General features: G+C 66.8%; 22 protein-coding genes. 9 read left to right on the plus strand and 13 right to left on the minus strand.

What is annotated here, in order from left to right:
- Window positions 1-27: 27 nt before the first annotated feature.
- Window positions 28-792, plus strand: coding sequence for a nitroreductase family protein (locus tag ACOOHB_RS07630; protein WP_420444193.1), 765 nt, complete (start codon window positions 28-30; stop codon window positions 790-792).
- Window positions 793-839: 47 nt separating this feature from the next.
- Here the strand turns inward: ACOOHB_RS07630 and ACOOHB_RS07635 are convergent, their stop codons facing one another.
- Both ACOOHB_RS07635 and ACOOHB_RS07640 read right to left on the minus strand, forming a co-directional pair.
- Window positions 840-1,496, minus strand: coding sequence for a GOLPH3/VPS74 family protein (locus ACOOHB_RS07635; protein ID WP_420444194.1), 657 nt, complete (start codon window positions 1,494-1,496; stop codon window positions 840-842).
- Between the two features lie 142 nt (window positions 1,497-1,638).
- Window positions 1,639-2,484: a DUF192 domain-containing protein gene (locus ACOOHB_RS07640; protein ID WP_420444195.1), complete on the minus strand. Its 846-nt coding sequence runs from the start codon at window positions 2,482-2,484 to the stop codon at window positions 1,639-1,641.
- 18 nt (window positions 2,485-2,502) lie between these two features.
- Here ACOOHB_RS07640 and ACOOHB_RS07645 point away from each other — a divergent pair, with 18 nt between their 5' ends.
- The 4 genes from ACOOHB_RS07645 to ACOOHB_RS07660 all read left to right on the plus strand — a co-directional run bounded on the left by ACOOHB_RS07645 (window position 2,503) and on the right by ACOOHB_RS07660 (window position 8,418).
- Window positions 2,503-5,550: a cytochrome P450 gene (locus ACOOHB_RS07645; protein ID WP_420444196.1), complete on the plus strand. Its 3,048-nt coding sequence runs from the start codon at window positions 2,503-2,505 to the stop codon at window positions 5,548-5,550.
- Between the two features lie 127 nt (window positions 5,551-5,677).
- Entirely contained in the window at window positions 5,678-6,517 is an 840-nt protein-coding gene (locus ACOOHB_RS07650; RefSeq protein WP_420444197.1) for an SDR family NAD(P)-dependent oxidoreductase, read from the plus strand.
- A 64-nt stretch (window positions 6,518-6,581) separates the two neighbouring features.
- The gene (locus ACOOHB_RS07655; protein WP_420444198.1) at window positions 6,582-7,451 is read left to right on the plus strand and encodes an SDR family NAD(P)-dependent oxidoreductase; all 870 of its coding nucleotides are present in this window, start codon (window positions 6,582-6,584) and stop codon (window positions 7,449-7,451) included.
- 46 nt (window positions 7,452-7,497) lie between these two features.
- Window positions 7,498-8,418 carry a D-isomer specific 2-hydroxyacid dehydrogenase family protein gene (locus ACOOHB_RS07660; protein WP_420444199.1) on the plus strand — a complete coding sequence of 307 codons (921 nt, stop codon included), beginning with the start codon at window positions 7,498-7,500 and terminating at the stop codon, window positions 8,416-8,418.
- A gap of 17 nt (window positions 8,419-8,435) precedes the next feature.
- On the opposite strand, the gene pheT is transcribed toward ACOOHB_RS07660, so the two are convergent.
- From pheT to infC, 6 genes are all read right to left on the minus strand, one after another.
- Window positions 8,436-10,847, minus strand: a complete 2,412-nt coding sequence (pheT, locus tag ACOOHB_RS07665; protein WP_420444200.1) for a phenylalanine--tRNA ligase subunit beta — start codon at window positions 10,845-10,847, stop codon at window positions 8,436-8,438.
- Between the two features lie 52 nt (window positions 10,848-10,899).
- The gene (gene pheS, locus ACOOHB_RS07670; protein ID WP_420444682.1) at window positions 10,900-11,961 is read right to left on the minus strand and encodes a phenylalanine--tRNA ligase subunit alpha; all 1,062 of its coding nucleotides are present in this window, start codon (window positions 11,959-11,961) and stop codon (window positions 10,900-10,902) included.
- Between the two features lie 76 nt (window positions 11,962-12,037).
- The gene (locus tag ACOOHB_RS07675) at window positions 12,038-12,925 is read right to left on the minus strand and encodes a TrmH family RNA methyltransferase (protein ID WP_420444201.1); all 888 of its coding nucleotides are present in this window, start codon (window positions 12,923-12,925) and stop codon (window positions 12,038-12,040) included.
- Between the two features lie 43 nt (window positions 12,926-12,968).
- Window positions 12,969-13,367: a 50S ribosomal protein L20 gene (gene rplT / locus ACOOHB_RS07680; RefSeq protein WP_420444202.1), complete on the minus strand. Its 399-nt coding sequence runs from the start codon at window positions 13,365-13,367 to the stop codon at window positions 12,969-12,971.
- Between the two features lie 45 nt (window positions 13,368-13,412).
- On the minus strand, window positions 13,413-13,607 hold the full coding sequence (gene rpmI, locus ACOOHB_RS07685) for a 50S ribosomal protein L35 (RefSeq protein ID WP_420444203.1): 195 nt from the start codon (window positions 13,605-13,607) through the stop codon (window positions 13,413-13,415).
- Between the two features lie 106 nt (window positions 13,608-13,713).
- Window positions 13,714-14,322, minus strand: coding sequence for a translation initiation factor IF-3 (gene infC / locus ACOOHB_RS07690; protein ID WP_420444204.1), 609 nt, complete (start codon window positions 14,320-14,322; stop codon window positions 13,714-13,716).
- A 171-nt stretch (window positions 14,323-14,493) separates the two neighbouring features.
- Between infC and ACOOHB_RS07695 the strand changes: the two genes are divergently transcribed.
- Together ACOOHB_RS07695 and hisG are read left to right on the plus strand one after the other, a co-directional pair.
- The gene (locus ACOOHB_RS07695; RefSeq protein WP_420444205.1) at window positions 14,494-14,979 is read left to right on the plus strand and encodes a hypothetical protein; all 486 of its coding nucleotides are present in this window, start codon (window positions 14,494-14,496) and stop codon (window positions 14,977-14,979) included.
- A gap of 137 nt (window positions 14,980-15,116) precedes the next feature.
- A complete protein-coding gene (gene hisG, locus ACOOHB_RS07700; protein WP_420444206.1) occupies window positions 15,117-15,992 on the plus strand; it encodes an ATP phosphoribosyltransferase in 876 nt (291 codons plus the stop codon).
- 81 nt (window positions 15,993-16,073) lie between these two features.
- Here hisG and ACOOHB_RS07705 read toward each other — a convergent pair whose 3' ends face one another.
- Genes ACOOHB_RS07705 through ACOOHB_RS07720 form a run of 4 tightly spaced genes read right to left on the minus strand, consistent with a single transcriptional unit; the run spans window position 16,074 to window position 19,741 of the window.
- A complete protein-coding gene (locus ACOOHB_RS07705) occupies window positions 16,074-17,360 on the minus strand; it encodes a bifunctional 3,4-dihydroxy-2-butanone-4-phosphate synthase/GTP cyclohydrolase II (RefSeq protein WP_420444207.1) in 1,287 nt (428 codons plus the stop codon).
- A gap of 7 nt (window positions 17,361-17,367) precedes the next feature.
- Window positions 17,368-17,973 (minus strand): riboflavin synthase, encoded by a 606-nt coding sequence (locus ACOOHB_RS07710; RefSeq protein WP_420444208.1) that lies wholly within the window; start codon window positions 17,971-17,973, stop codon window positions 17,368-17,370.
- A gap of 11 nt (window positions 17,974-17,984) precedes the next feature.
- Entirely contained in the window at window positions 17,985-19,232 is a 1,248-nt protein-coding gene (gene ribD / locus ACOOHB_RS07715; RefSeq protein ID WP_420444209.1) for a bifunctional diaminohydroxyphosphoribosylaminopyrimidine deaminase/5-amino-6-(5-phosphoribosylamino)uracil reductase RibD, read from the minus strand.
- Window positions 19,232-19,741 (minus strand): MogA/MoaB family molybdenum cofactor biosynthesis protein, encoded by a 510-nt coding sequence (locus ACOOHB_RS07720; protein WP_420444210.1) that lies wholly within the window; start codon window positions 19,739-19,741, stop codon window positions 19,232-19,234. Before ACOOHB_RS07720 ends, ribD begins: the two co-directional genes overlap by 1 nt.
- Window positions 19,742-20,242: 501 nt before the next feature.
- Here ACOOHB_RS07720 and ACOOHB_RS07725 point away from each other — a divergent pair.
- Together ACOOHB_RS07725 and ACOOHB_RS07730 are read left to right on the plus strand one after the other, a co-directional pair.
- Window positions 20,243-21,406, plus strand: coding sequence for an amidohydrolase family protein (locus ACOOHB_RS07725; RefSeq protein ID WP_420444211.1), 1,164 nt, complete (start codon window positions 20,243-20,245; stop codon window positions 21,404-21,406).
- A gap of 90 nt (window positions 21,407-21,496) precedes the next feature.
- Window positions 21,497-21,913 (plus strand): hypothetical protein, encoded by a 417-nt coding sequence (locus tag ACOOHB_RS07730; protein WP_420444212.1) that lies wholly within the window; start codon window positions 21,497-21,499, stop codon window positions 21,911-21,913.
- 683 nt (window positions 21,914-22,596) lie between these two features.
- On the opposite strand, the gene ACOOHB_RS07735 is transcribed toward ACOOHB_RS07730, so the two are convergent.
- Complete coding sequence (locus ACOOHB_RS07735) at window positions 22,597-25,128, minus strand: RCC1 domain-containing protein (protein WP_420444213.1); 2,532 nt, start codon at window positions 25,126-25,128, stop codon at window positions 22,597-22,599.
- Window positions 25,129-25,373 lie beyond the last annotated feature (245 nt).

The raw sequence follows: 25,373 nt of genomic DNA on the forward strand, positions 1-25,373 counted from the left end.
CTCGTGAGCCGCAAGTAGCTTGCGCACATGGCTGCGCACACCCCGTCCAACGAGAACCTGACGGCGCCGCGCTTCGACTCGCTCATGGACGTGATCCGGCTGCGGCGTTCTGTTCGCAGCTTCGAACCGCCGCCCGAGCCATTGCCCACCGACGTGCTGCGCGGGATCTGCGAGGCCGGCCGCTGGGCGCCGTCGGGAGCGAACACGCAGCCGTGGCATTTCGTCGTCGCGGCGCAGCGAGCCGACGTGCTCTCAGTCTCAGACGTGTTCGTGCGCCAGGCCGATCGGCTGGTGGCGCACTGCCGGGGCTTCCCCCACGTCCACAAGAAGCACTGGCTGGGAAACTCGCTGGCCATCGTGCTGCTGTTCTGCGATCCACGCTGGGTCGACTCGTATCCCGTCAGCGACCACGACGGCTGGGCTGACGAGTACGACGCCAACAATGAGAAGATCCTGCTGGCCTCGGTCGGCGCTGCAGCCCAGAACATGCACCTCGCAGCCGCTGCGTACGGCCTCACGACAGCGTGGCTCAGCGGGGGCGGGGAAGACACGACCACCCGGGAGCTGCGCGAGCTGCTGGGCGTGCCCGAGCCGCTCACCCCGATCGCCACGATTCCCATCGGCTGGCCGCACCGGCGCGCCGAGTCGCGCTACCGCCACCCGCTCGACCAGCTCATCCACTGGGGACGCTGGGACCCCGAGCGCACGCCCGCAGACGACGCCGTGGCGACCTACGTGAGCGGTGTCCGCCGTCAGGCCATGTACCGAGGCAGCGAGACACTCGAGGACTGAGCAGGCGCCCCAAGGACCCGCTCGCAGCGGGGGCTGCGCCGAAGCGTCTACAGCATGAAGCGGCTGACCGTGGAACTGGCCAGCCACATCTCGATGTCACGGATGGCCTGCGTCATGGCCTGGCCGATGAGGTCCAGCTTGCGTACCTGCTCGATGCGCGGCGCGGCGTGCTCCAGCTCGGACTTGGAGAGCAGCTCGCCGAAGACGCCGCAGGCGTCCACGAGCGCGATTATCACGATGTCACGAGGGCTGGGGATCTCGTCGCTGAACAGCACGCCCATGATGCGCAGCTTCACTTCGCGCTCGGCCTTGCCGTCGACCGATGGGTAGCGGCGAGACCGGAACACCCACAGATGACGGTCGTCCTTGCGCTCGAGAATGCCCTTGTCGACCAGCCGCGCAAATGCCTCCTCGCGGATGCCCTCGGCCCGAGCCGCCACGAACTCCACCCAGTAGCGCGAGTCGCTCTCGGCCTGCTGGGCCGCAATCTGGGCAAGCGTGGGGTCGAGCAGGCCGTCGCCGATCGGCGTCGAGTCGATCAGCATGAGCTTCTCCAGATCGGTGTCGATCCGGTTCTCCATCGCCAAGTCCATGAGCACCGAACCTGCGATCACCCGGTCGAGGGTGCGTTCGGGCACATGGATGAGCTTGCCGTCGTCGTCTCGCAGCAGCAGGAGGAGAATTTCTTCAGCGAATCTCAGCATGGCCTTTGTTCAACTCCCGTGCGTCTGTCTCGACCCGGCTCACGTCGTGCGGCCGGGTGCCCGCAGCGTAGTGGGCCTCGGTGCCCCCCAGCCCGTATCTGGACGATCCGATGCGAGGTGCGTTTGGCAGGCCCCAGGACCTTCAGCGCTCCAGTGTGACGGTCGTAGCGGTGCCGAGACCCAGGTCGTAGTCGGGGCTCCAGGGATGTTCGACAGCAATGCGATACGGGCCGTTGGGGTAGTACCGGTCGCACTCTTGAGAAGGCGTCGGCGGCAGACATGGAACCATGTCGGTTGCAGAGACCACGACGCCGCCCGCGTCCACGTACGTGATCCGCAGCGGCAGGGGCGTATCGCGCATCCAGAAGGCACCGCTTGTGTCACTGTCGAAGACGAACACCATCGCTGCGTAGCCACCGAGTGCCGCGAAGTCAGTGACACCCATGAGGCCCCGCTGGCGCGCCTCGGGCGTGTCGGCGACGATGACCGGCCACACGCTCGAACCGGCTGGGCCGCTGACGGCCAACAGGCCCTCACCGAAGCCGTCGAGAGGCACAGCCGTCGCAAGCACCTGATCCGCATCGGCACGAGTGCCGGGCTGAACCGTCGGAGACGAATGAGTGGTCGTTTGCGTAACCGCTGGGTCCTGGGCCCCGGAACTGGTCGCATTCGGCGACTCTGTGACGGCGGGCTCTGCGAGAGTCGCGGCGGTCGAAAGAGGCGACGACGCCCGTGAGGTATCACCTAAGGCGGCGCTGAGGTCGTCATCGACGGAAATCGTCACGACGGTCGGTAACGGCGGCGCAGTTACCGAAGGACTGGCCGGAGGGACCAAGCCCCCTGACCGGGTCGACTCATGCACCGAGCACGCGCCGAGCACCAGCACGATGACGATGGTCGCCGTCAACCGGCGGCGGTGGCGCACCAACGCAGTTTGTCGTGCCAGCTGACCGATGCCGACGCGATGCGCGGTGGAACCGGGCGGCATGCGTGATGAGATAGGGGCGTGACTGCTGCGACAACCCGAGTGACGGCGCTACTGCCGAAGCGGTCGGTTGACCAGGCTGGCGCCATTCCTTTCGCAGATTTTGCGTTCGGCAACTTCGCAGATCTGGTGGCCCTCAGCCGAGATCTCGACCGCACCGGCGACTGGGTGGTGCGCACACCGTTCGGGCTCTTCGTGCACGGCTACAGCCAGGCCCGCAGCATCCTGCGCGACCCAAATTGGATTTCGGTGCTGGCAGGCGTCTCGATGCTCGACGGCATGGAGAACCCATCGGTCGACGTCTCCGCTCTGATGGCGCTCGCTCAGCGCAGCGCTCCCGGCGACGACAGCGACGGCACGCCCGTATCGCGCACGGCACGACCCAACGTGCTCTCGCTCGAAGGTGACGACCATCGCCGGCTACGGAGGCTGTTCGGACCCGCATTCACCCCGGCGGCCGCCGATCGCCTCAGGCCGTTCATGGCCCAGCACGCCGCGGCGCTCATCGAACCGCTGGTCGCTGCTGGAGGCGGCGAAGTCGTCGGCGAGCTGTGCAGCCCGTATCCGGTACCGGTCATCTGCCGTCTGCTGGGCGTGACCGACGACGACTGGGAGACCTTCGGTCGATGGGCCGAGACGATCTTCGGTCTCTTCGACGGCAACGCGGAAGCCGTCATGGCCAAGCTGGGAGACATCGCCGCGGCCCAGGCCGAATTGGCGGCCTACGTCATCGACCTGCTTGATCGCCGGCGGCAGGCACCCGCGGACGATCTGCTGTCAGAACTCATCGCGATCTCCGGAGACGGGGACCGGCTGAGCGCTGATGAGCTGATCGGCATGGTCGAGGCGCTGCTGCTCGCGGGCACCGACACCACCCGCAACCAGCTGGGAGCGACGCTCGCAGTGCTTGCCGACAGGCCCGAGCAATACGCGGCGCTCCGAGAGGACCCGTCGCAGATCCCCCAATTCGTCGAAGAATCGCTTCGCTACATCGGAGCCGTCCGAATTGCCGCGAGGATTGCCATCCGCGACGTCGTCGTGGACGGACTGGCGTTCCCCGCAGGCACGACGATCATGGTCGGGCTGCACGCCGCGAGCCTCTCGGGAGGCTGCCCGGCACACGCGGGGACGAACGCAGACAGTGCCCACGCCCCGCACAACGGCATCACGGACACACATGACGCGACGCTCGATGAGCGGACGCCGAATGCGCAGGCACTTGATCCGTACGAATTCGATCCCCTGGCACCTCGCGATCAGCCTCATCTCGGCTTCGGCAGCGGGGCACACCACTGTCTGGGCGCGTTCCTCGCTCGTGCAGAGCTCCAAGAAGCGCTTCGAACGTTCGTCGAACGAGTCGAGAGCTTCGAGCTGAGCGAACCGGTGGAGTGGAAGCCGCTCTCGATGGGCATCTGGGGGCCCGCGCGAATGCGCCTCGTGGTCCACCCGCCCGGATCCGCTTCGCAGGGCTCGAACCGCAATCGCTTCAAGGCCGGCACGCTCCCGCCCGAACGGCTGCCGGCAAGTCACGCAGCCTCCGCTGAACACGACCGGTACCTCGCATCGGTGGCGCCGTTGCGCCAGGCCATCAGGGCGGAAGTGCCTGAGCTGATCGCGCGCCCGAAGTTCCCGCCGCTCGGACGGCTGACGATCACCGCCGCACGGATCGGATGGGCTGTGTACGCAGGGCGCCTGCTGGATCGACGGCTCGATGCCTCTGAGCGCCGAGTGCGCACCTACCGTCGCTTGCGCCGTGCTGCAGTGAAGCTGGGTCCGGCGTACATCAAGCTCGCGCAGCTCATCGCGGCCGGTGAAGGTGTCTTTCCCGACGCCCTCGTGTTCGAGTGCCGTCGCTGCCTCGACCGGGTGCCTGCCGATCCGTGGCCGGCAATCCGAAAGATCCTCGAGGCCGAGCTCGGTCCGCTGGAACAGCGATTCTCCGACATCCGAAGTGAGGTGACCGCTGCGGCCTCCATCGCTCAGGTGCACGAGGGCACGCTGACGGACGGCTCGCTCGTGATGGTCAAGGTGCAGCGGCCCCGCATCCGTCGGCGCGTCAAGCGAGACCTCGCCGTGCTGGCCTGGCTTGCGCCCAAGCTGGTGGGCCGCATCCCCATCGCAGCGCTGGCAAATCCGCCTGCGCTGGTGGAACTCTTCGCTGAGACGATCTCGGAGGAATTGGACTTTCGCGTCGAGGTGGCGAACCTGTTCGAGGTCGAGCGCGCATTGCACACAACGGCGCCCGGACGCTGGCAGGTTCCCGAACCACACCTCGACGCCGTCACCGAGCGTGTGATCGTCATGAGCCGCGTCCAAGGCAGACCGCTCAGCGATCTGCAGCCTGGCGACCTTGCCGAAGGCGAGGCCGAGGCGATCTTTCGGCAGATGCTCGACGCGCTGCTGGAAGGGGCGTGCTTGTCGGGCGTGTTCCACGGCGACTTCCACGCCGGCAACGTCTTCGTCGACACTGCTGCGGTTGGCGGTGGCCCGCCGACTGTGGGCCTGGTGGACTTCGGCATCACCGGTCGCCTCGAGGGCGCCCGACGCATCGCCTTCCTGCGCTACGTCGTGGGCCTCATCACCGGCGATCTGCGGGCACAGATCGACGGCATGTCGGACTTGGGCGCGTTCGGACCCGGCAGCCGCCCAGAACGGGTCATCGCTGACCTGCAATTGGACCGGTCAGGTTTCGACCCGCTTGAGCTGACCGAAGAAGAGTTCACCGCCGAGTTTCGGGCCCTGATCTCGGGCCTGTTGGCGAACGGGGCGCGCATTCCCAAAGAGCTGATGCTGTTCGTGAAGAACTTCGCATACCTGAACTCGGTCATCGGCGAGTTGGAGCCTGACATGGAGGTGCTCGCGCAGTTCGAGCGCATCGCCTCGTCCTTCTTCGCCCGAAACGGCGTGCGCATGGCGGCCGAGATCGGCTTCTCTCCGGCGCCCGAGTCCGTCAATCAGGACACCATCCGCCAGGCCATGGGCATCTCGCCGAAGGAGCGCCGCGTCACCTGGCGGCTCATCCGCCGACGCCGCGAGGAACTCACCGCTCGGGTGGGCGGCTCGAACTGAGCCAGCCCGGCCCGGCCGGCGTCTTGAATCGACCCCGCGAGCGCAGGTGGGGCATGATCTTGGGCGCACAACGAGCCGAGCCCGGCTGTGATTCGAGATCAGGGTCGGCGTGATCGCTGGAGGACCAATGGCATTGAATAACAACTCGACGGGCCGCATGGACGGCAAGGTGGCGGTGATCACCGGCGGGGCGTCGGGGATCGGGCGGGCATGCGGACTCCGCTTCGCTGTTGAAGGCGCCTCGATTGTGGTGGCCGACCTCAATCCGGATCGTGCAGCCAACGTGGTCGACGAGATCACTGCTCTGGGCAGCCCCGCGGTCGCGGTCGCCGTCGACACATCGAGCCAGGAACAGAACGACGCGATGGCCGACGCCGCAGTCGACGCGTTCGGGCGCATTGACGCGTGCGTGGCCGCTGCGGGAATCTCGCACGCCGGCTACGTGAGCCGCGAGATCGACGATCAAGCCGGAAACGACCGCTTCGACCGGGGCGACATGTTCTTCATCGACAAGTCGCTCGAGTCGTGGCAGCGAGTGCTCGACGTGAACCTCACCGGCGTGATGCTCACTAACCAGGCCGTGGCTCGCAAGATGACCGAGACCGGCGGCGGTGCCATTGTCAACATCTCGTCGATCGCAGGCACCAACGTGCTGAAGGGCAGCGCTGATTACTGCGTCTCAAAGGCGGGCGTATGGATGCTGACGAGGTGCGCGGCGCTGGAACTGAGTCGCTATGGCATTCGCGTCAATGCAGTCGGACCGGGCTATATCCAGACCTCGATGAGCGGAGCCGTGCTCGGCAACGAGCGCTGGGTGGCTGCACGTGAACGCGAGACGCCGCTGGGACGGCTCGGCGTCCCCGACGACATCGCCAACGCGTGCTTGTATCTGTGCAGCGACGACGCCAGCTTCGTGACCGGCGAGATCATCTTCCCCGACGGCGGCGTGATGGCGGCCGGCCGCTGAGCGGCGCGCCCAGCGACACATAACGACGAGGTCCCAACCGGAGCACGACGAGAGGACACCGGCGATGGCAGACAACGAAGGCACGGCGCCGCATGGAGCAGCGTCAAGCAGCCGAGCGGGTCGCATGGAAGGCAAGGTCGCCGTGATCACCGGTGCTGCGTCAGGCATAGGCCGGGCGTGCGCGCTGAGATTCTCGCAAGAGGGTGCCTCGGTGGTCGTGGCCGACCTGAACCCGGATCGGGCCGAAGCAGTGGCGGCCGAGATCACCAACCGTGGCCGCTCGGCAACCTGGACCCAAGTCGACACCTCCGATCCAGATCAGAACGAGGCGATGGCCGACGCCGCCGTGGCTGCGTTCGGGCGGCTCGACGCCTGCGTGGCTGCTGCTGGCATCTCCCACGCCGGCTATATCAGCCGCGAAGTACCCGAGCAGCCAGGCCAGGACGTCTACCGCAGAGGCGATCAGTGGCTGCTCGAGAAGTCACTCGAGTCTTGGCAGAGAGTGCTCGACGTGAATCTGACAGGCGTCATGCTGACGAACCAGTCGGTAGCGCGCCGCATGCGTGACAGCGGGGGCGGCGCCATCGTGAACATCTCCTCGGTGGCAGGCCTCATGGCGCTGCCGGCGGGCTCGGATTACTGCGTGTCGAAGGCCGGTGTGTGGATGCTGACACGATGCGCTGCCCTCGAACTCAGCCGGTACAGCATCCGGGTGAACGCAGTCGCTCCGGGGTACATCCGCACGTCGATGACGGCGTTCATGACCGACAGCGACGAGTGGGTGCGCGAGCGCGAGAGGGAAACGCCCTTGGGGCGCCTCGGCGAGCCAGCCGACATCGCCAACGCCTGCCTGTACCTGTGCAGCGACGAGGCCAGTTTCGTGACCGGCGAGATCATCGCTCCCGACGGCGGCCTGGCTGCCGACGTTCGCTGACTGGTGCGGACGTGAAGCGAGTACGAAACGGACGGCGGTCAACGCCGTGAGCGTGCTGGTCGCCGTCGAGCCTGACTGCTGGCGGCGTCCCGTGCTGGCCGAAGCTGTCAAGCGCGGTGGCGGCACGCTGAGCGCTCCGCAAGCGGCATCAGCGCTCGTGTGGGCCGAGCCGGCCCAAGCGCAACTGATCGGCGAGATGGTGGACGCCAATCCCGGTATCGAATGGGTGCAGCTCCCCTATGCCGGCATCGAACCAGTCGTTGACATCGTGACTGCTCGACCCGACGTCGAGTGGTACTGCGGCAAGGGCGTCTACGCAGAGCCTGTTGCCGAGCACGCGCTCATGCTGGCGCTGGCAGGCATGCGGGGAATGGCGACCTACGCCCGCGCCGAGGCGTGGGGCGCACCCGAGGGACGAAACCTGCTGGGTGCGGAGGTGACAGTGCTGGGTGGCGGCGGCATCACGAACTCGTTGCTGCGTCTGCTCGCGCCGTTCGGCTGCAACGTGACGGTGCTGCGCAATCACCCCGAGTCGATGGATGGTGCTGCGAGGGTGGTCGGGCCCGATGCGCTCGCCGATGTCCTTCCGGGCACCGATGTGCTCGTGCTGGCCCTCGCTCTCACGCCCGACACTGCCGGGATCATCGGCGCCACGGAGCTTGCTGCCCTGCCTGATCATGCCTGGGTCATCAACGTGGCCCGCGGCGGCCACATCGTCACCGATGACCTCGTGGAGGCCCTGAGAACGGACCAGATCGGCGGCGCTGCCCTGGATGTGACTGATCCGGAACCACTGCCTGCGGACCATCCGCTGTGGACCCTGCCCAATTGCCTCATCACGCCACACATCGGCAACACGCCCGAGATGGGCTTGATCCTGCTGGCGGAGCGTGTCGAGGCGAACGTCGCGTTCAGGCTCGCAGGCGAACCGCTGATCGGGCCGGTGTACCTGGATCTCGGCTACTGATCTGGCGGTGCCCGGGGTTAGCGGAGGTAGGCGTTGTGGGTGGTTTCGACCGCCTCGATGCATTGCTGGCGGATCTCTGCCACCTGTTCGTCGGTGAGCGTGCGGTTGTCGGCCTGCAGCCGCAGACGGAACGCCAGCGAGCGGGTGCCTGGGGCCATCTGATCGCCTCGGTAGACGTCGAAGAGCTCGACTGAGCGAAGCTCGCTGCCGCCGGCGGACCGCAGCGTGTCTCGAATCTGTGAGGTTTGAACGCCGTCGGGCACGCTGAATGCGAGGTCGATGTCGCTCGAGGGATACGTCGAGACCAGCTGGTAGGGCCGGTCGGCGGTTGCGGCCGCTGTTTCGAGCAGGGGCTCCATGTCGAGCTGCAGCCAAGCGCAGCGCTGGGCGAGACCGTGGCGCTCGCACACAACCGGATCGACCTCGCCCACGTGGCCAATGGCATGTCCTTCGAGCATGATTTGTGCCGCCCGGACCGGATGCATGCCGTCCAGGTCGCTTGTGTTCACCAGCGAGGCATCGAGCCCAAACGCGACAGCGATGAGGTCCCACAGCCGTACTGGATCTGCCGCCTCGCCGCCGGCCCAAATGGCGCCGAGCTGTTCAGTTTCGGTCGGAAGCGCGCCATTCGACGGCGTAGCTGGAGACGATGTGACTGGCGGCTGGCCGAACACCACGCCCATCTCGAACAACGACACAGTCTCGTTGCGGTGGGACGTGTTGTATGCGGCCGCGGTGAGCAGGCCAGGCAGCAGCGACGGGCGCAAGACCGATTCCTCGGTGGCGAGCGGGTTCAGCAGGCGGACTGGCTCGGCGCCTTCGATGCCGGCACGCCGCAGGGCGTCGGGTGTAAGGAACGGGTTGGGCATTGCTTCGGACAGGCCAGCGCCGATGAGCACGCGGCGCAGGTCGCGGCGCAGGCGCTGTGTCGGTGTCAGCCTGCCTGGCTCAGGTGAGCGCGGGACGGTTCTGCCGAGGCGCCCGTAGCCGTAGTGACGAGCGGCCTCTTCGGCCACATCGGTTTCGGTGGCCACGTCGGGACGGAAGCTGGGAATGGTCACTTCCAGATAACCGTCGTCGGTGGTATCGCACTGCAGACCGATCGGGTCGAGCAACGCGCGCAGCTGGCTCTCGCTGAATGGCTGCCCCAGCAGGTGACTCATGCGGGCTGGGCGGACGGCCACGCGTGTCGTATCGGGCAGCTCGCCGCGCCCGTCGAGGCGACCGCGGCAGACCGACACCCCGTCCGGAGTGATGCGGTCCAGCAGTTCGCAGAAGCGGTCGAGCGCTGTTGGCACCAAGTCCCAGTCAGTTCCTCGCTCGAAGCGCATTGAAGCTTCCGAGCGCAGGCCGAGCCGCTGGGAAGTGCGGGTGATCGACAGGCGATCCCACCAGGCGAGCTCGAGCAGCACCGCCGCTGTGGCATCGCTGATCTCGGTGTTCTCGCCGCCCATGACGCCCGAGATGCCGATGGGCCGGTCGTGGCGATCGACGATCAGGCCGTCGCCTCGGAGCATCTCGCGTTCGGTGCCGTCGAGCGTCACCAAGCTCTCACCACCGGTACTGCGCCGCGTCGCCAAGTGACCATCGGGTACGAGCGCCAGGTCGTAGGTGTGGTTCGGCGTGCCCAGCTCGAGCATCACGTAGTTGGAGACGTCCACGACCGAGTTGATCGGTCGCATCCCGCACAGGGTGAGGCGCAATTGCATCCACAGAGGCGACTGGCCGATGGAGATGTCCCGGATGACGCGGACACCGAAACGGCCGCACAGGTCCGCGTCGATGATCTCCACCGAGGCCACCGCCGAGATGTCCTCGTCGGTCTCGGCAACGATCGGCTTGGGAATCTGGAACGGGACGCCGAGGCGTGCAGCCAGATCGCGAGCCACGCCGGCCACCGACATCGCGTCGGGACGGTTCGGGTTGACCTCGAGGTCGAACAGCACGTCGCCGGCGAGACCGATCTGGTCCATCAGCGGAGCGCCGAGCTCCAATCCCTGGGGCAGGATCATGATGCCCTCGGCATCGGTGCCCAGTTCCAGCTCGGCGACCGAGCAGCACATGCCCTCGGAGACCTCGCCGCGCATGCGCCGCTTGCCGATCTCGAGGCCGCCCGGCATGGTCGTGCCGACCGTCGCGAGCGGCACCAGATCGCCGGCCGACATGTTGAATGCGCCGCAGCACACCTGCAACGTTCCGTCGGTGCCCTCGCCGCTGACACCGGGCAGGTCCACATCGACCAGCTGGATGCGATCGGCCTCTGGATGCGGCCGCAGCCCGGCAACTCGAGCCACCACGACGCCGTCGAGCGACGGCAAGATGCGCATTTCCTCGACAGCCATGCCGAGATCGCTCAGGTGATCGGCCAGCTCGGCAGGATCGCCCTCAATGGGTGCGAACTCGCGCAGCCAGCTCAACAGCACCTTCATCGCGGCATGCCTCCCCCGGGTGCGCGAACACTCATCCCTGCGACTCCCCGCATCAGAACTGGCTGAGGAACCGGATGTCGTTGGTGTACATGTCTCGCAGATCGTCGATGCCGTGGCGCATCAGCGCCAACCGGTCGATGCCGAAACCGAACGCGAATCCGGTCCATTCCTCGAAATCGATGCCGCAGTTGGAGAGCACGTTGGGATGCACCATGCCGCAGCCGCCCAGCTCGATCCAGCCGGTTCGCTGGCAGGTCTGGCAGCCCGAGCCCTCGCAGAGCACGCAGGTGATGTCGAACTCGGCGGACGGCTCGGTGAACGGGAAGTACGAGGGACGCAGCCGCGACGAGATCGACTTGCCGAAGTACGCCGAGGTGAACTCCTCCAGAGTGCCCGCAAGGTCTGTGAATGAAATGCCCCGGTCCACCACCAGGCCCTCGATCTGGTGGAACACCGGCATGTGGCTGGCATCGGCCGTATCGCGACGGAAGACGCGGCCGGGGCAGATCGTGTAGATCGGCGGCGGCTGAACCTCCATGACCCGGATCTGCACGGGCGAGGTGTGGGTTCGCAGCAGCACGTTGGACGCCTCGCCGCCCTCGCCGTCACCAAGTTCGGTTCGCTCGCCCAAGTCCAGGTACAGCGTGTCCCACATCGAGCGGGCCGGGTGCGCAGCGGGCAGGTTCAGCGCCTCGAAGTTGTACCAGTCGGTCTCGGCTTGAGGACCCTCGGACACGGTGAAGCCCATGCCGACGAACACGTCCTCGAGGCGCTCGGTGGTCTGTGTGACCAGGTGCAGGTGCCCCCGCACGGGTCCCGGCGGCGTCTCGGTAAGGTCCATCCACTCTCGTTGCAACTGCTCACGGCGTGCGACAGCAGCGAGCTCGTCAGCGGCCTCCGAGTGCGCAGTGCGCAACGCCCGCTGGGCCTCATTGAGCGCGCGGCCAGCTGCAGCCCGCAGCTCTGGAGGCAGCGAGCCCAATCCTTGCTTGATCTGGCCCAGCGTCGACCTGCGCCCGAATGAGCCAGATTCGGCCTGCGCCAACTCGTCGTCAGTAGATGCCGCTGCCACCGCGGCGAGGCCCTGCGTGCGCGCAGCATCGATATCCGCCAGCAACGTGTCGAGTCCTGCTTCGGGCGCCGGGCCGTTCACGGCAGGCAGGGTACGAGTCCGCGGTGCATTCGCGAACTCAATTCGTCGGCAAGTTCCGCGCATCTGGTCGCATGGCGTACATCAGCACGGCGGCGGCGACGGCCACGTTGAGCGAGTCCACCGGATGCTGCATGGGAATCGCAACGGCGATGTTGGTGCCAGCCACGGCGTCGGCGGACGGTCCGTGCGCCTCGTTGCCCACCACGAGTGCCATGTGATCACTGTGGGGCAGCTCGTCAAGTCTCACCTCGCCGTCGGGTGCGGCACGTACACGCAGGTGTCCGGCATCTCCGAGGACAGCAAGCACTTCAGCGGTGGGGTGGCCGCGGTTGACCATCGGTCCGAAGGTCAGCCCCGCGGCACCTCGGAGCGCCTTTGGGCTCCACAGATCGGTCGTGCCCTCAGTGGCGATGACCGCACCGAATCCTGCGGCGACTGCGCTACGGATCACGGCGCCGGCGTTTCCGGGGTCGCGCACTGCTTCGAGCACCACGACCCGCACCGCCGTCACTGCCGCGCTGAGCGGCGAGTCCGCGAAGCGTGCGATCGCGAGGACCCCTTGGGGGTTCATGGCATCGGCGAGCGGGTCGAGGACGTCGGCGGAAACGGGATGGATCGCACCGATTCGTTCCCGGAACCCAATTCCCAGGCGCGTTGCATCAGGGTGATTGTCGGGCGCACTGGCTGACGCGTAGCGGTCGACCAGCTCCGGGCGGGCAAAAACGGCTTCGAGCGTGGCGCCGCTAGCCAGAGCCCCGTCGACGGCTCTGGGTCCCTCGACGACGGCAAGTCCGGTTGCGTCGCGCTGGCGCCGGTCGCGCACCAATCGCGACAGCCGCGACAAAGCGGCCTGAGACGGCGCCTCGACCGATGCGCCACCTCGCTGGCGAGCCTCTTGCTTGCCGCTCTTGTTCGCTGCGCTCACGGGCCGCTGGGCCTCTGGGACGGCGGTGACGGCTGGAGTGCGCTCAGGCGGCTGGGTCGTATGCGCCGCCGTTACCGGCGGCCGAGTCGGTGAGGGCAGCCTCGGCACGCCCGGCGATCGCGGCGAACGCTGCGGAATCGCTCACGGCGAGGTCTGCCAGGTTCTTGCGGTCGACAACGATGCCCGCCACGTCCAGCCCGTGAATGAGTCTGCTGTAGGTGGTGCCGTTCTGGCGTGCAGCAGCGTTGATGCGCTGGATCCACAGGCGGCGGAACTCGCCCTTGCGGGCCCTGCGGTCGCGGAACGCGTACTGCCCGCTATGCATGACCTGCTCGTTGGCGGCCCGGAACGACCTGCTCTTGTTGCCGTAGTAGCCCTTCGCCTTCTGGAGCGTCGCCTTGCGACGGGTGCGACTGGCCACGGATCGCTTGGCTCGTGCCATGTTGATCCTCTCGTTTCTATGGGATCGGGTCTCCGGATACGGGGCTCAGCGGCCCAGCATCCGGTTGACTCGCTTGCGATCGGCGCTGGACACTTCGCCCTCGAGTGCTAAGCGCCGCTTGCGCGCCGATGACTTTTTCTCGAGCAGGTGATTGCGGTTCCGCTTGCGGCGAACGAGCTTGCCGGTGCCCGTGGTCTTGAAGCGCTTCTTGGCGCCGCTGTGGGTCTTCATCTTGGGCATGGTTTGGGTGCCTTGCTCTCTTGGCTCACTCGGTCTGGCTCACGTGTTCTAGGTACGTGAGTCTGTGGAACTGTGTCCGACGGCCGCTAGGCGGCCCGGCGGTGCGTCAGTCGCTGGGCGGATCTGCGGCTTTGCGACGCTGACGCGAGATGCGGTCTGGGCTCAACAACATGGTCATGTTGCGCCCGTCCAACCGGGGGAACTGGTCGACCTTCCCGACGTCGGCGACTGCCTCGGCGACACGCTCCAGGATCTGGCCGCCCAGTTCGGGATGGAACACCTCGCGCCCTCTGAACATGACGGTGACCTTGACCTTGTGGCCGTCTTCGAGAAACTTGCAGACCTTGGTTGTCTTGGTGCCGAAGTCGCCGGACCCGATCTTGGGCCGGTACTTCATCTCCTTCAGCCCAGCGTGCGACGTCTTGCGCCGCGACTCCTTCGCCCGCTGCGCCGCCTCGTACTTGTACTTGCCGTAATCCATGATCCGGCAGACCGGAGGGGCAGCATTCGGAGCCACCTCAACGAGGTCCAAGTCCAAGTTGCGTGCGATCTGCAGGGCCTCAGGCACCGACTTGATGCCGATCTGCTCGCCGTCGGGTGCAACCAGACGGACCTCGCGGACTCTGATGTCCTCGTTGATCCGGGCGTCACCGTCACTTGCGCGTGCTATGGCCGTACTCGCTTGTCCAAAGGACGCTCCTCGTCCACGCGGCATCCGTTGCGAACCCGTTACCGGAACGCGCCTTGCGGCGGTTCGGTGGGGGGTCAGACCCCGCTTGTTCCAGTTGTAGGGGCCGTAGGGTAACAGCGCTGGCTATGGGCGGCACTGCGTACGAAGCGGCGGCGGCGCAGGCCAACACAGTGGTACAAGCTGGAGAGGTCGCCGATGAGCACGTTGTGGACACCGGAGGGTGAGCATCACGTACCTCGTGAGGGCACCGGCGAGCCGTCCCAGGCTGCGCCCAGCGAGGCTGATTACGGCGGCGGCGCGTACTCCGCTGATGACGACGGCGGCGCATTTGACATCGACCCCGAGACGGGTCTGCCGATCGATCCGCGAACCGGCGAGCCATTCGATCCCGAAGAGCTGGCCGAGATGCAGGAGCGGCTGCGCGAGGCCCAGGAACAGCTGGTATCGGTGCCGGCGGCCGAGATCGTGCAGAACCACATGATGGGACTGTTCGAGCTGGCGGCACTTCACCTGCAGCGGGATCCGCCCGACCTGGCCGAGGCGCGCCTGCCTATTGATGCGCTGGGACTGCTCGTGGACCATCTGGCCGACCAGCTGCCCGCCGGTGAGACGCTGCGGGGCGCTCTGCAGCAAATCCGCCTTGCCTACGTGGAAATCCACAAGCGCCAATCGGAAGCCTGAGCCGTCGAGACCACGCACGGCAGCAACCCGCACGGCACGACAAGGGCCAGCACGACAAGGGCCAGCACGCCAAGACCAGCACCGCACGGCGAAAACCAGCACAGCTCGGCGGGGTGCCGCGGGTACCGTTACCGCCCGTGCTCAAGCTCGTACTCCCAAAGGGTTCTCTCGAAGAGGCAACTCTGCAATTGTTCTCCGACGCCGACCTACCGGTGCGCAGGGGCTCGTTAGTGGACTACCGCGCCACGATTGACGACCCGCGCATCGACGACGTGCGGATCCTGCGGCCCCAGGAAATCCCGTCCTACGTTGCCGATGGTCTGTTCGATCTGGGCATCGCCGGGCGGGATTGGATCGACGAGACCAGCAGCGACGTGATCTCGCTCGGCGAGCTGCGCTATTCGAAGGCCACCGCGCGACCGGTGCACATCGTGGTGGCAGTGCCCGAAGCCAGCGACTACCAGGCACTCGCCGACCTGCCTGACGGGGTTCGGGTGTCGAGTGAGTATCCCGAACTCACCCGTCGCCACTTCGCCGAACGCGGGGTTAACGCCGATGTGCGATTGAGCTACGGCGCAACAGAGGCCAAGGCACCCGAGATCGTGGACGCCGTGGTCGACCTCACCGAGACGGGCCGGGCCTTGAGGGCCGCCGGTCTGCGGATCATCGACGAGATCCTCACGAGCTACACCGAGATCTTCACCAACCGCGCCGCCTACGACGACCCGGCCAAGCGCCGAGCGATGACGCAGATCAAGACGCTCCTCGATGGGGTGCTCGACGCCCGCGGCAAGGTGTTGGTCAAGCTGAACGTGGCCCGCGAACACCTCGATGCGGTGGTGGACGTGCTGCCCTCGATGAAGGCCCCGACCGTGAACGAGCTGTGGGGCGGCGACGCCTACGCAGTCGAGACCGTGGCGCCGAAACACGAGATCAACGTGCTCATCCCGGAGCTGCTCGAGAGGGGCGCGACGGACATCGTCGAGATGCCGATCTCCAAGATCGTCCCCTGACCCAGCCCCGCAGCAGGCATCTCGACGACCTCGAACTCAGCGAGATGCCGATCTCAATGATCGTCTCCTGAGCCCTGTGCCCTAGTCCGCGAGCGGGGACGTCTGTTCGAGACCCAGGTCGCTTTGGGCTTGGTCGTCCATGAGATGGCCCATGCGCATCTTCTTCGTGCGCAGGTAGGCCTGGTTGTGCGGGTTGGCCGGTGCCGTGGTCGGTACCCGCTCGACGATCTCGAGTCCGTAGCCGGACAGACCGCCGATCTTGTTCGGGTTGTTCGTCATGAGGCGCATCCGCTGCACGCCAAGCTCGGCCAGGATTTGCGCCCCGATGCCGTATTCCCGGCTGTCCACCGGCAGACCCAGCTCCAGGTTGGCGTCGACGGTGTCACGACCCCGGTCCTGCAGCGAATACGCAGCAATCTTGTGACCGATGCCGATGCCGCGGCCCTCGTGGCCCCGCAGGTACACGAGCACGCCGGCGCCCGACTCGGCGATGGCCTCGAGGGCGCCGTGCAGCTGTGCGCCGCAATCGCAGCGCATCGAGGCCAAGATGTCGCCGGTCAAGCATTCGCTGTGAACGCGCACCAGCACCGGCTCGGAGCCCATGACCGCTCCGTAGGTGAGCGCCAAGTGCTCGGTGTCGTCGAAGTCACGGAAGACGTGCCCCGTGAACTCGCCGTAGATGGTGGGAATGCGGGCTTGCGCGATCGGATCCACGAGGCGCTCGTTGTTACGCCGGTAGCGGATCAGGTCGGCGATAGAAATGAGCAGCAACCTGTGTTGATCGCAGAACTCGACGAGATCCGGCAGGCGGGCCATGGTCCCGTCGTCGTTGACCACCTCGCAGAGCACCCCGGCGGGATGGCACCCCGCTAGCCGGGCGAGATCCACGGCGGCTTCAGTGTGTCCGGCCCGCTTGAGCACGCCACCGGGGCGATAGCGCAACGGCAGCACGTGTCCAGGCCGGTTGAAGTCATTGGCAATGGACTTCGGGTCGGCGAGCAGGCTCAGGGTGCGAGCTCGGTCTCCCGCTGAGATTCCGGTCGTGGTGCCTTCGGCTGCATCCACGGTGACCGTGTAGGCGGTACGCATCGACTCGGTGTTGACGGTCACCATCAGCGGCAATGCCAGCTCGTCGAGTCGTTCCCCCATCAGGGGAGCACAGATGACCCCCGACGTGTAACGGACGAAGAAGGCCATCGCCTCTTGCGTGGCGTGCTCAGCCGCCATGATGAGGTCGCCCTCGTTCTCACGGTCCTCGTCGTCGACGACCACGACGATCTCGCCGCGGCCAATAGCTGCGATCGCATCGGGAATGGCAGCGAACGGCGATTGGGCGGGCGCCCCTTCGGCTTCGTTTTGGTCGGTCATGCCGGATTCACTCAAGGTCGGTTCCGGGACCATTCTGCCCGAGTAGACGCTCGACGTACCGAGCGAGGACGTCAACCTCGAGATTGACGGGATCGCCAGGCTGCGCGGTGCCTATGGTGGTCAACGCCATCGTGTGTGGGATGAGTGCCACCGAGAACTCGCATCCGCCGGTGTCGTCGTCGTCGATGTCGAAGCAGGTGAGGCTGACGCCGTCGAGTGTGACCGACCCCTTCTCCACCAGGTACCGGCGCAATCCGCCGTCGGATCCCACAGCGACGCGCAGGTCGGGACCGGGTCGGGTGATCGTCGCCACACCGTCCACATGACCCTGCACGATGTGGCCGCCGAGCCGGTCTGCGTAGCGCATTGCGCGCTCAAGGTTCACCGAATCGCCCGCTGCCAGCGAGCCGAGCGCTGTGCAACGTGCCGTCTCGGCGGTGACGTCGGCCTCCCACCAGCCATCCCCCACTTCGACGACCGTCAGGCAGCAGCCGTTCACGGCGATCGAATCGTCGATGGCGCTGCCAGCGAGCACGACCCCCGCGTTGAATCGGTACCGCTCGCCGTCGCTACCGGCAACGCTGCCGAGTTCCTCGACGAGTCCGGTGAACATCGATTGCCCTCTCAGTGCGCCTGGCTATCGGAGCGCCCATCGGAGGCGACGGTACTGGCGGGAGGCCCATCGCAGTGTTCGACAGGGCGAAGAGTGATGCGCAGGTCGGGTCCCACGCGGTGGAACTCAGAAATGTGCCCTCGCCAGAACTCGGCGAGCGTCGGCGCACCAAGTCCTGCCAGCATTGGCAACGAATCGGCTCCGCCTGCGAGTGCGGGCGCGAGATACACGACGTATTCGTCGACCAAGCCAGACCGGTGAAACTCCCCTGCAACGTGGGCTCCTCCCTCCACCAGCAACTCGACGACGCCTTCGGCGGCCAGGTCTTCCAGCACAGCCGGCAATGGCCCGCTCACTTCGGTGCAGGGATGCACCTTTGCGTCGGACGGCGCCGACCCGAGCACGAAGCGGCGCGGGTCAGTCCCCGGCGCGTCGCGGACGGTCAGCGATGGGTTGTCTGCACGCACGGTTCCGGCACCTATCAGCACCGCATCGCAACGTGCACGCAACGCATGGGCATCGGCACGAGCTTCGGCCGAGGTGATCCACTGCGACGTGCCGTCGGGTGCGCCGATGCGGCCGTCGAGCGTGGCGGCCAGCTTGAGCACCACCCATGGTTTGTCGGTGCGGCGCTGGTGCAGGTAGGGACCAAGCGAGGCCACGACATCTCCGAGGCCTTCGATGACCTCGATTCCTGCGGACCGGAGCGCAAGCGTTCCCCGGCCCGACACGTTCGGATCGGGGTCGGCGACGCCGATGCAGACGCGGGCGATTCGGGCGTCGATGATCGCTTCGACGCACGGAGGCGTGCGTCCAGTGTGCGAGCAGGGCTCCAATGTTGTGTAGAGCGTGGCTTGGGCCAGATCGGCCCCTGACTCGCGGGCTGCGTCCAATGCCACGATCTCGGCGTGCCTGCCTGGGGGCGGTTCGGTCGCACCCTCGAATTCGTCGCCGTCGGCCGTGACGAGCACGGCCCCCACCCACGGATTCGGCGCTGTCGTGCCCCGCACACTCTCGCCGAGGCAGACCGCCCGAAGCATCGCGGACACATGGGACTTCTCGTCGTCGTGGTCGTCCAGGAACCGATCGTCCGGCGTTTCACTCGGGGCGACCGCAGCTTCGTTCGCCTGTTGTGCGGTACCGGGCCGGTCATCGAGACCGAGCGCGTCGGCTATCGCAGCGTCGGCGTTGCTCCCGCTCGGATTCCCTGATGCCCCGGGTACCGAAGCAGCACCTCGTCGCGAGCGCCGGTCAGACATCAGTGGAGCCGTTCGCCCGCCAGCAGTGCCAAGGCATGCGGCAATACGTCGGCCACGGCCTCGAAGCACTCCACGCACCCCTTGGTGGAGCCCGGCGTGTTCAGCACGATCGCGTGGCCGATGATGCCCGCGACGCCCCGAGATAGGCGGCCGAGAGGGTTCGCTAGTCGCATGGCCTCGGCCAGGCCTGGTGCCTCGCGCTCGATTGCGGCGCGGGTGCCTTCCGGGGTGAGATCTCGTTCGGTGAAGCCGGTGCCGCCAGTCGTGACGATCAGGCCTTCGAATCCATCTGACATGGCCTGCAGCGCCTCTGCCACCGTTTCGATGCCGTCGGCAACCACACGGCGTTCGACCACCTCGTATCCCGCGGCAGCCAACGCCTCGCCGAGCGCTTCGCCGCTGCGGTCTTCCCGAGTGCCGGCGACCACACCATCGGAGACCGTCAGCACCTTCGCCGCGAGCCCGTGCGCTGGATCGGTTTGATGATGCCCCGCATGCGATCCGGCCATCGCGGCAGGCTACCGACGGTCCGTAGAGCGTGACGCTGGCGACTAGCGCGCCCCCCGCTTCTCCGACACACCGGGATTGGGACGAGTCGGCCGGGGCGGCGCAGCCGGTCTCTCCGCTTGTGGCTGCTGTGCCTTCTTCTGGTTCCGTCGCCTCTTCCTAAACACGGGCTGCATCTCCCAGAGCGATGATGACGCCGACAACTTCTACAGGCAACAGTAACAAGCCTCGGTAGAACCACTTCGACCTGGCACTTAGCTGCTGACGATTGAAATTGGTCTGGTCACCGAGCCAGAGGGCCAGCTCACGGTGCAGTTCCGGCAAGTCAGGTTGATGCTTGCTCACCCACGGCGTTAAGACCCGCTTCGTAGGCGAGCTTGTATCCGTCAGCGTCCCCGAGAGCCACCATGGGCGCAACCTAACTCCGCAGCCCAATCAGCCAGTCAGGAATTTCCGACCACCTGAAACGGTCACTGTGCGCAGCCCGTCACTAACCTGCGTCCATGGCCTATGCGCGCAATCGGACCTACCTCGATGCCGACAGCCACCTCATGGAGCTGCCGGACTTTCTGCGGGTACATGCGGACCCGGGCATCCGGGATCGCATCCCCGACATTGACTTCGCCAATGGCGGGCGTCTCACCGACGACATGGAGCTCGCAGCGCGAACCCGCGCCCACCCGCCCGAGACCGTTGCGGAGCTGACGGCTCTGGGAGACGACCTGATCGCCGGGCCCAAGGGCTACCAGGCACTGGGCGCCTTCAACCCCGCAGAACGCTCCACGGCCCTGGACCTGCTCGGGTTTGCCCGACAGTTCGTCTTCGCCACGTTCAGCGTCGGCGTGGCGTTCGATCCCCGGACCGATCTCGACGTGCGCTATGGAGCGGCTCGGGCGCACAACCGGGGCATGGCCGAGTTCTGTGCCGGCGACGACCGGCTGATCGGCGTGGCACTGCTGCCGCTGGACGATCCGCAGATGGCGGCAGCCGAAATGACCCACGCGCTCGAATTGGGACTGGGCGCCATGTGGATCCCTCACCGGCCCGCCGCCGGCGCGTCGCCCGGGCACACGGATCTTGATCCTGTCTGGGCGCAGATGGCCGAGGCGGGAGTGCCGTTCGTGCTGCACGTGGGCGGGGATCCGCTGCAGATCCGCCCAGAGTGGATGGATACCGGCCGCCCGGTGCCGACCGATTGGCTCGGTGGCGGCGAGAACGTTCGCGGCAAGGACATGGTTGCCCTCCATCACGCTGCGGAGACCTTCGTCGGCGTGATGGTGCTTGACGGTGTGCTGGCCCGGCACCCAAACCTACGTGGCGGCGTCATCGAGTTGGGTGCCGCCTGGGTGCCCCAGATGCTGCGCCGGCTGGATCAGATCGTCGAGATCTGGAAGCGATCCGAGCCGGATCTTGCGGCGCTGGGCGAGGCGCCGTCGGACCAGATCACCCGGCAGATGGCGTTCACGCCATACCCGTTCGAGGACGTCGGCGCCATGATCCGCGACTCGAACGAGAACCTCTACCTGTTCTCGAGCGACTACCCCCACATCGAGGGCGGCCGAAATCCCCTCGGGCGGTTCAATTCGTCGTTGGAAGGATTCGACGACCGAGTGCTCGACCGCTTCTTCGCCGACAACATGGCGGATTTGCTCGAAGCCCAGTCCTAGCGAATTCAGCCCTGACACCACTGATGGGTCCAATCGTGGTAACCCCGCGATGAGACCTGCCCCCGACCTGACCCAGAATCGAGACCGCCAATGAACGAAGTCCGTGAAGTCGCCTTTGATCTCGACACAGTCCGCATCGTGCTGCACGTGCTGGCCGTGACGGTGTGGATCGGCGGTCAGATCGTGGTCGGCGCGGTGGTGCCCGTCGTCAGCCGTGCCTACCCGGGCTCCGGCAAGGTCGCTGCGAAAGCCTTCTCGCGGGTGGCGTGGCCGGCGTTCGGCATTGCGGTCGCGACAGGCCTGTGGTCAATGCTCGCCATCCCCAGCGAGGAGACGAGCTCGGGCTGGTCGATGCTGCTGGGCATCAAGATGCTGCTGGTGCTCATCTCCGGTGTCGGCGCACTCGTGCATCAGAATGCCGGCGACAACGCAGCGAAGCGAGGCATCAGCGCCGGTGTGTCACTGTTGTTCGGTCTGACAGCGCTGCTGTTCGGCGTGATGCTCTGAGAGGCTGAGTCAATAGACCAAGCCGTGGCCCGCGCGGGCCCCAGCGTCGCGAACAAGAACGGGAAACAGGATCGTCTACGGCGGCGGACGCGAGCTACCCGACGGCGCTGGCGGCCTTGAGATCGAGGACCTGCTCGTCGTCGTAAACGAGTTCGGCGAGGATCTCGTCGATGAACCCATCGCCGCAGGTTACGGCCATTTTCGGCCCGCTCTTACCCTTCTGCTACCCCGCGGGCCGCTGGCTTAGCTCGCGTGGGCCGCTGAGCAGCGCTAGCGGAACTGACCGCATTCGGAACCGGCGCAGCGGCGCTGTAGCTCGGGCCAGCTACTCGCACCCGCCGACATGCTCAGCGGCTCTGTTTGCGCACCCGTGAGCGCCGAACACCCGACGGGTTGACGTGCTCGCGCCATTCGCCCGCCGAGTGCCGCCCGGCCCCGAAGCCGCTGCCGATATATGTAGCGCAAGACCCCCTCGCCGGTCCCTGCGGGGTGCCGTGATTGGGGCGGTGCCATCGTTGGCGCTGAGGCGTGCTGTGCGGCCCGTGGCGGCGTTCTAGCGGCGTGGCCCGGTGATCGCGGGCGGGTGCTATGGCACGACGGCAGCGCTGTGCGGGGTTGGTGCGATCCCCGCCAATCAGCGCGATGGCAGCGGTCGCGTGGCTCAAGCGGCGTGCCGCCCACGTCTACGGCGCAGACGACTCGCCACTATCGTCGCTGCCCCAACAGGTCACCGTCCCGTCGGTGCGCACCCCGCACGAATGCGCGCCGCCTGCGGACACAGCCGTGAACGAACCCGACGGCGCGTCAGTCTTTTCTGTGGGGCGGTTGCCCCAGCAGGCCACGGTTTTGTCGGTGCGCAGCCCGCACGTATGCCCGCTGGCGGCCAACGCGGTGAACGTGCCCGACGGTGCATCAGTCGTCCCATCGTTGTAGCCCCAGCAGGTCACTGTGCCGTTGGTGCGCAGCCCGCACGAATGGAGCGCCCCGGCGGACACCGCGGTGAACGAGCCCGACGGCGCATTCCACTGTCCACTGGTATGTATGTCGCGGATAAATGTGTAGAGGCGCCAGCAGGTCACGGTCTTGTCGGTGCGCACCCCACACGCATGCCGGTACCCGACGGACACGTCCGTAAACGTGCCCGACGAGGGCGCGAACACCAACCCGTCACGGCCCCAACAGGCCAAGGTCTGGTCGGTGCGCACCCCACACGAGATGTTCAACCCCTTGTGGCTGTCTTTCCCCCCTGACGACACGGTCGTGAACTTGCCCGACGGCGCTTCCGCCTGCCCATCCGTGTTCTCGCCCCAGCAGGCCACGGTCTTGTCGGTGCGCAGCGCACACGAGACGCCGTCACCGGCGTCCACCGCGGTGAACGAACCCGACGGCGTATCCCCCAAGTCGTCCGAGTAGTAGCCCCAGTTCGCGCCCCAGCAGATCACGGTCTTGTCGGTGCGCAGCCCGCACGAGTACTGCTGCCCCGCGGACACAGCGGTGAACGTTTGCGCGACCGGCGAGGGCACCCTCGTCTGAAACCTCCAGTTCCCGCCCCAGCAGACAAGGGTCTTGTCAGTCCGCAGCCCGCACGCATGTTCGTCTCCGCCTCTGCCGACGGACACCGCTGTGAACTTCCCCGACGGCGGATCCATCTGCCCCCGATAGTTGCCGCCCCAGCAGATCACCGTCCCGTCGGTGCGAACGGCGCACGAATGTTGCGACCCGGCGGCCACAGCCGTGAACGAACCCGACGGCGCATCCGCCTGCCCCTGATAGTTGCCGCCCCAGCAGATCACCGTCCCGTCGGTGCGAACGGCGCACGAATGTTGCGACCCGGCGGCCACAGCCGTGAACGAACCCGACGGCGCATCCGCCTCCCCATACCAGTTCCCGCCCCAGCAAACAAGGGTCTTGTCGGTCCGCACGGCACACGCATGCCCGTTGAAAAAATCCCTCTGTTCGCCGCCTGCGGACACAGCCGTGAACGAGCCCGACGGCGCATCCGCCTGCCCGTAGTCGTACCCGCCCCAGCACGTCACGGTCTTGTCGGTGCGCAGCCCGCACGAATACGCGCCGCCGACGGACACCGCGGTGAACGAACCAGACGGCTCATCCCCCCGCCCACCGCCCCAGCAGGTCACGGTCTTGTCGGTGCGCAGCCCGCACCCATACGCGCTGACGGACACAGCGGTGAACGAGCCCGACGGCGCATCCGCCTGCCCCTGAGAGTTGCCGCCCCAGCAGGTCACGGTCTTGTCGGTGCGCACCGCACACGTATACCCGTTGCCTGCGGACACTGCGGTGAAAGTGTTCGGCGCTGTACGCGCCCCGTTGCTGACAGTCTCGGTTGCGGTGTTGGTTCCTGCGGTTGTGTCTCCGCTGGCGCGTCGCCCAACGAGCTGCGCGGTGGCCCAGCGGGTAGTGCCGCCGAGGCGTGTCATGTCGCGACCGGCGAGCTTGGCTGTGGGCACCGCGGCGATGCCGCCGAGCACGAACCCGCCCGGTTCGGCATCTTCGAGGCGTGTTTTCTGGCTTGCGGGCATCGCCCCGGTGCGGGGTCCGGCGAGGATCACGCAATCGGTGTCGAGCACCCCGGCGAGGGTGACGGCGCTGTAGATGTCTGACTGCGCCTTGCTGTCAGCGCCCACGACGATGGGGATATCGGAGGCGCAATCCGATGCGATCCACGGCTCGGCACCGTAGAGATACAAGCCGGGCGCTGTTACGTCGGCGGGTGCTGTCAGGGTCGTGTCGGGGGTTGTCGCGGTTTCGGGTTCGGTGCCAGCGGCGAGCGCGCTGGCCTCGCTGCCGACTTGCTGCGCGGTGGCCCAGCGGGTTGCGCCGCCGAGACGTGTCATGTCGCGACCGGCGAGCTTGGCTGTCGGCACCGCGGCGGTGCCGCCCACGACGTACCCGCCCGCGGCGGCAGCGTCGAGGCGTGTCCGCTGCTCGGTCGTCATGTCGCCGTCGCGTGGTCCGGCGAGGATCACGCAATCGGTGTCGAGCACCCCGGCGAGGGTGACGGCGCTGTAGATGTCTGACTGCGCTTTGCTGTCAGCGCCCACGACGATGGGGATGTCACCGGCGCAATCGGATTCTGTCCACGGCTCAGCGCCGTCAAGATACGCGGACGATGCTTGCGCCGACGCGGGCGCGGGCAGGATCAGCGGTGTCATGAGCAGCGCGGCGAGAATCGCTGTGAGCAGCCGTCGGGGCATGGCGGTTCCCTCCTAGCGGAAGTCAGGGTGTGTTTGAACGCACAACCGCGTCAGCCGAAAGGAGGGAACCATGAACCCGGCTCCCGCCCGGCTCGGCTGGCACGGCCCGAGATGGGCCGCGGTTGTGCGTTCGGGCGCAACATAGCGCATCCGAGACCGTGACTCTGAGGGGCGGTCGCGTCCCCGGCGTGCGCACGCCGGGGACGCGTCAAACATGTTGGGTCCCCGGCCGACACCGAGGTGAG

The sequence above is a fragment of the Candidatus Poriferisodalis sp. genome (assembly GCF_965215815.1).
In the GTDB taxonomy this organism is placed as follows: domain Bacteria; phylum Actinomycetota; class Acidimicrobiia; order Acidimicrobiales; family Poriferisodalaceae; genus Poriferisodalis.

Excerpts from the sequence above, each read along its gene's own strand:
- ACOOHB_RS07730 (WP_420444212.1), top strand. The coding sequence starts at position 21,497 with ATGAACGAAGTCCGTGAAGTCGCCTTTGATCTCGACACAGTCCGCATC.
- ACOOHB_RS07710 (WP_420444208.1), bottom strand. The coding sequence starts at position 17,973 with ATGTTCACCGGACTCGTCGAGGAACTCGGCAGCGTTGCCGGTAGCGAC.
- rplT (WP_420444202.1), bottom strand. The coding sequence starts at position 13,367 with ATGGCACGAGCCAAGCGATCCGTGGCCAGTCGCACCCGTCGCAAGGCG.
- ACOOHB_RS07630 (WP_420444193.1), top strand. The coding sequence starts at position 28 with ATGGCTGCGCACACCCCGTCCAACGAGAACCTGACGGCGCCGCGCTTC.
- pheT (WP_420444200.1), bottom strand. The coding sequence starts at position 10,847 with ATGAAGGTGCTGTTGAGCTGGCTGCGCGAGTTCGCACCCATTGAGGGC.
- ACOOHB_RS07705 (WP_420444207.1), bottom strand. The coding sequence starts at position 17,360 with ATGACCGACCAAAACGAAGCCGAAGGGGCGCCCGCCCAATCGCCGTTC.
- ACOOHB_RS07650 (WP_420444197.1), top strand. The coding sequence starts at position 5,678 with ATGGCATTGAATAACAACTCGACGGGCCGCATGGACGGCAAGGTGGCG.
- ribD (WP_420444209.1), bottom strand. The coding sequence starts at position 19,232 with ATGTCTGACCGGCGCTCGCGACGAGGTGCTGCTTCGGTACCCGGGGCA.
- ACOOHB_RS07635 (WP_420444194.1), bottom strand. The coding sequence starts at position 1,496 with ATGCTGAGATTCGCTGAAGAAATTCTCCTCCTGCTGCTGCGAGACGAC.
- ACOOHB_RS07720 (WP_420444210.1), bottom strand. The coding sequence starts at position 19,741 with ATGGCCGGATCGCATGCGGGGCATCATCAAACCGATCCAGCGCACGGG.
- rpmI (WP_420444203.1), bottom strand. The coding sequence starts at position 13,607 with ATGCCCAAGATGAAGACCCACAGCGGCGCCAAGAAGCGCTTCAAGACC.
- ACOOHB_RS07655 (WP_420444198.1), top strand. The coding sequence starts at position 6,582 with ATGGCAGACAACGAAGGCACGGCGCCGCATGGAGCAGCGTCAAGCAGC.
- ACOOHB_RS07725 (WP_420444211.1), top strand. The coding sequence starts at position 20,243 with ATGGCCTATGCGCGCAATCGGACCTACCTCGATGCCGACAGCCACCTC.
- infC (WP_420444204.1), bottom strand. The coding sequence starts at position 14,322 with ATGCCGCGTGGACGAGGAGCGTCCTTTGGACAAGCGAGTACGGCCATA.
- ACOOHB_RS07735 (WP_420444213.1), bottom strand. The coding sequence starts at position 25,128 with ATGCCCCGACGGCTGCTCACAGCGATTCTCGCCGCGCTGCTCATGACA.
- ACOOHB_RS07695 (WP_420444205.1), top strand. The coding sequence starts at position 14,494 with ATGAGCACGTTGTGGACACCGGAGGGTGAGCATCACGTACCTCGTGAG.
- ACOOHB_RS07640 (WP_420444195.1), bottom strand. The coding sequence starts at position 2,484 with ATGCCGCCCGGTTCCACCGCGCATCGCGTCGGCATCGGTCAGCTGGCA.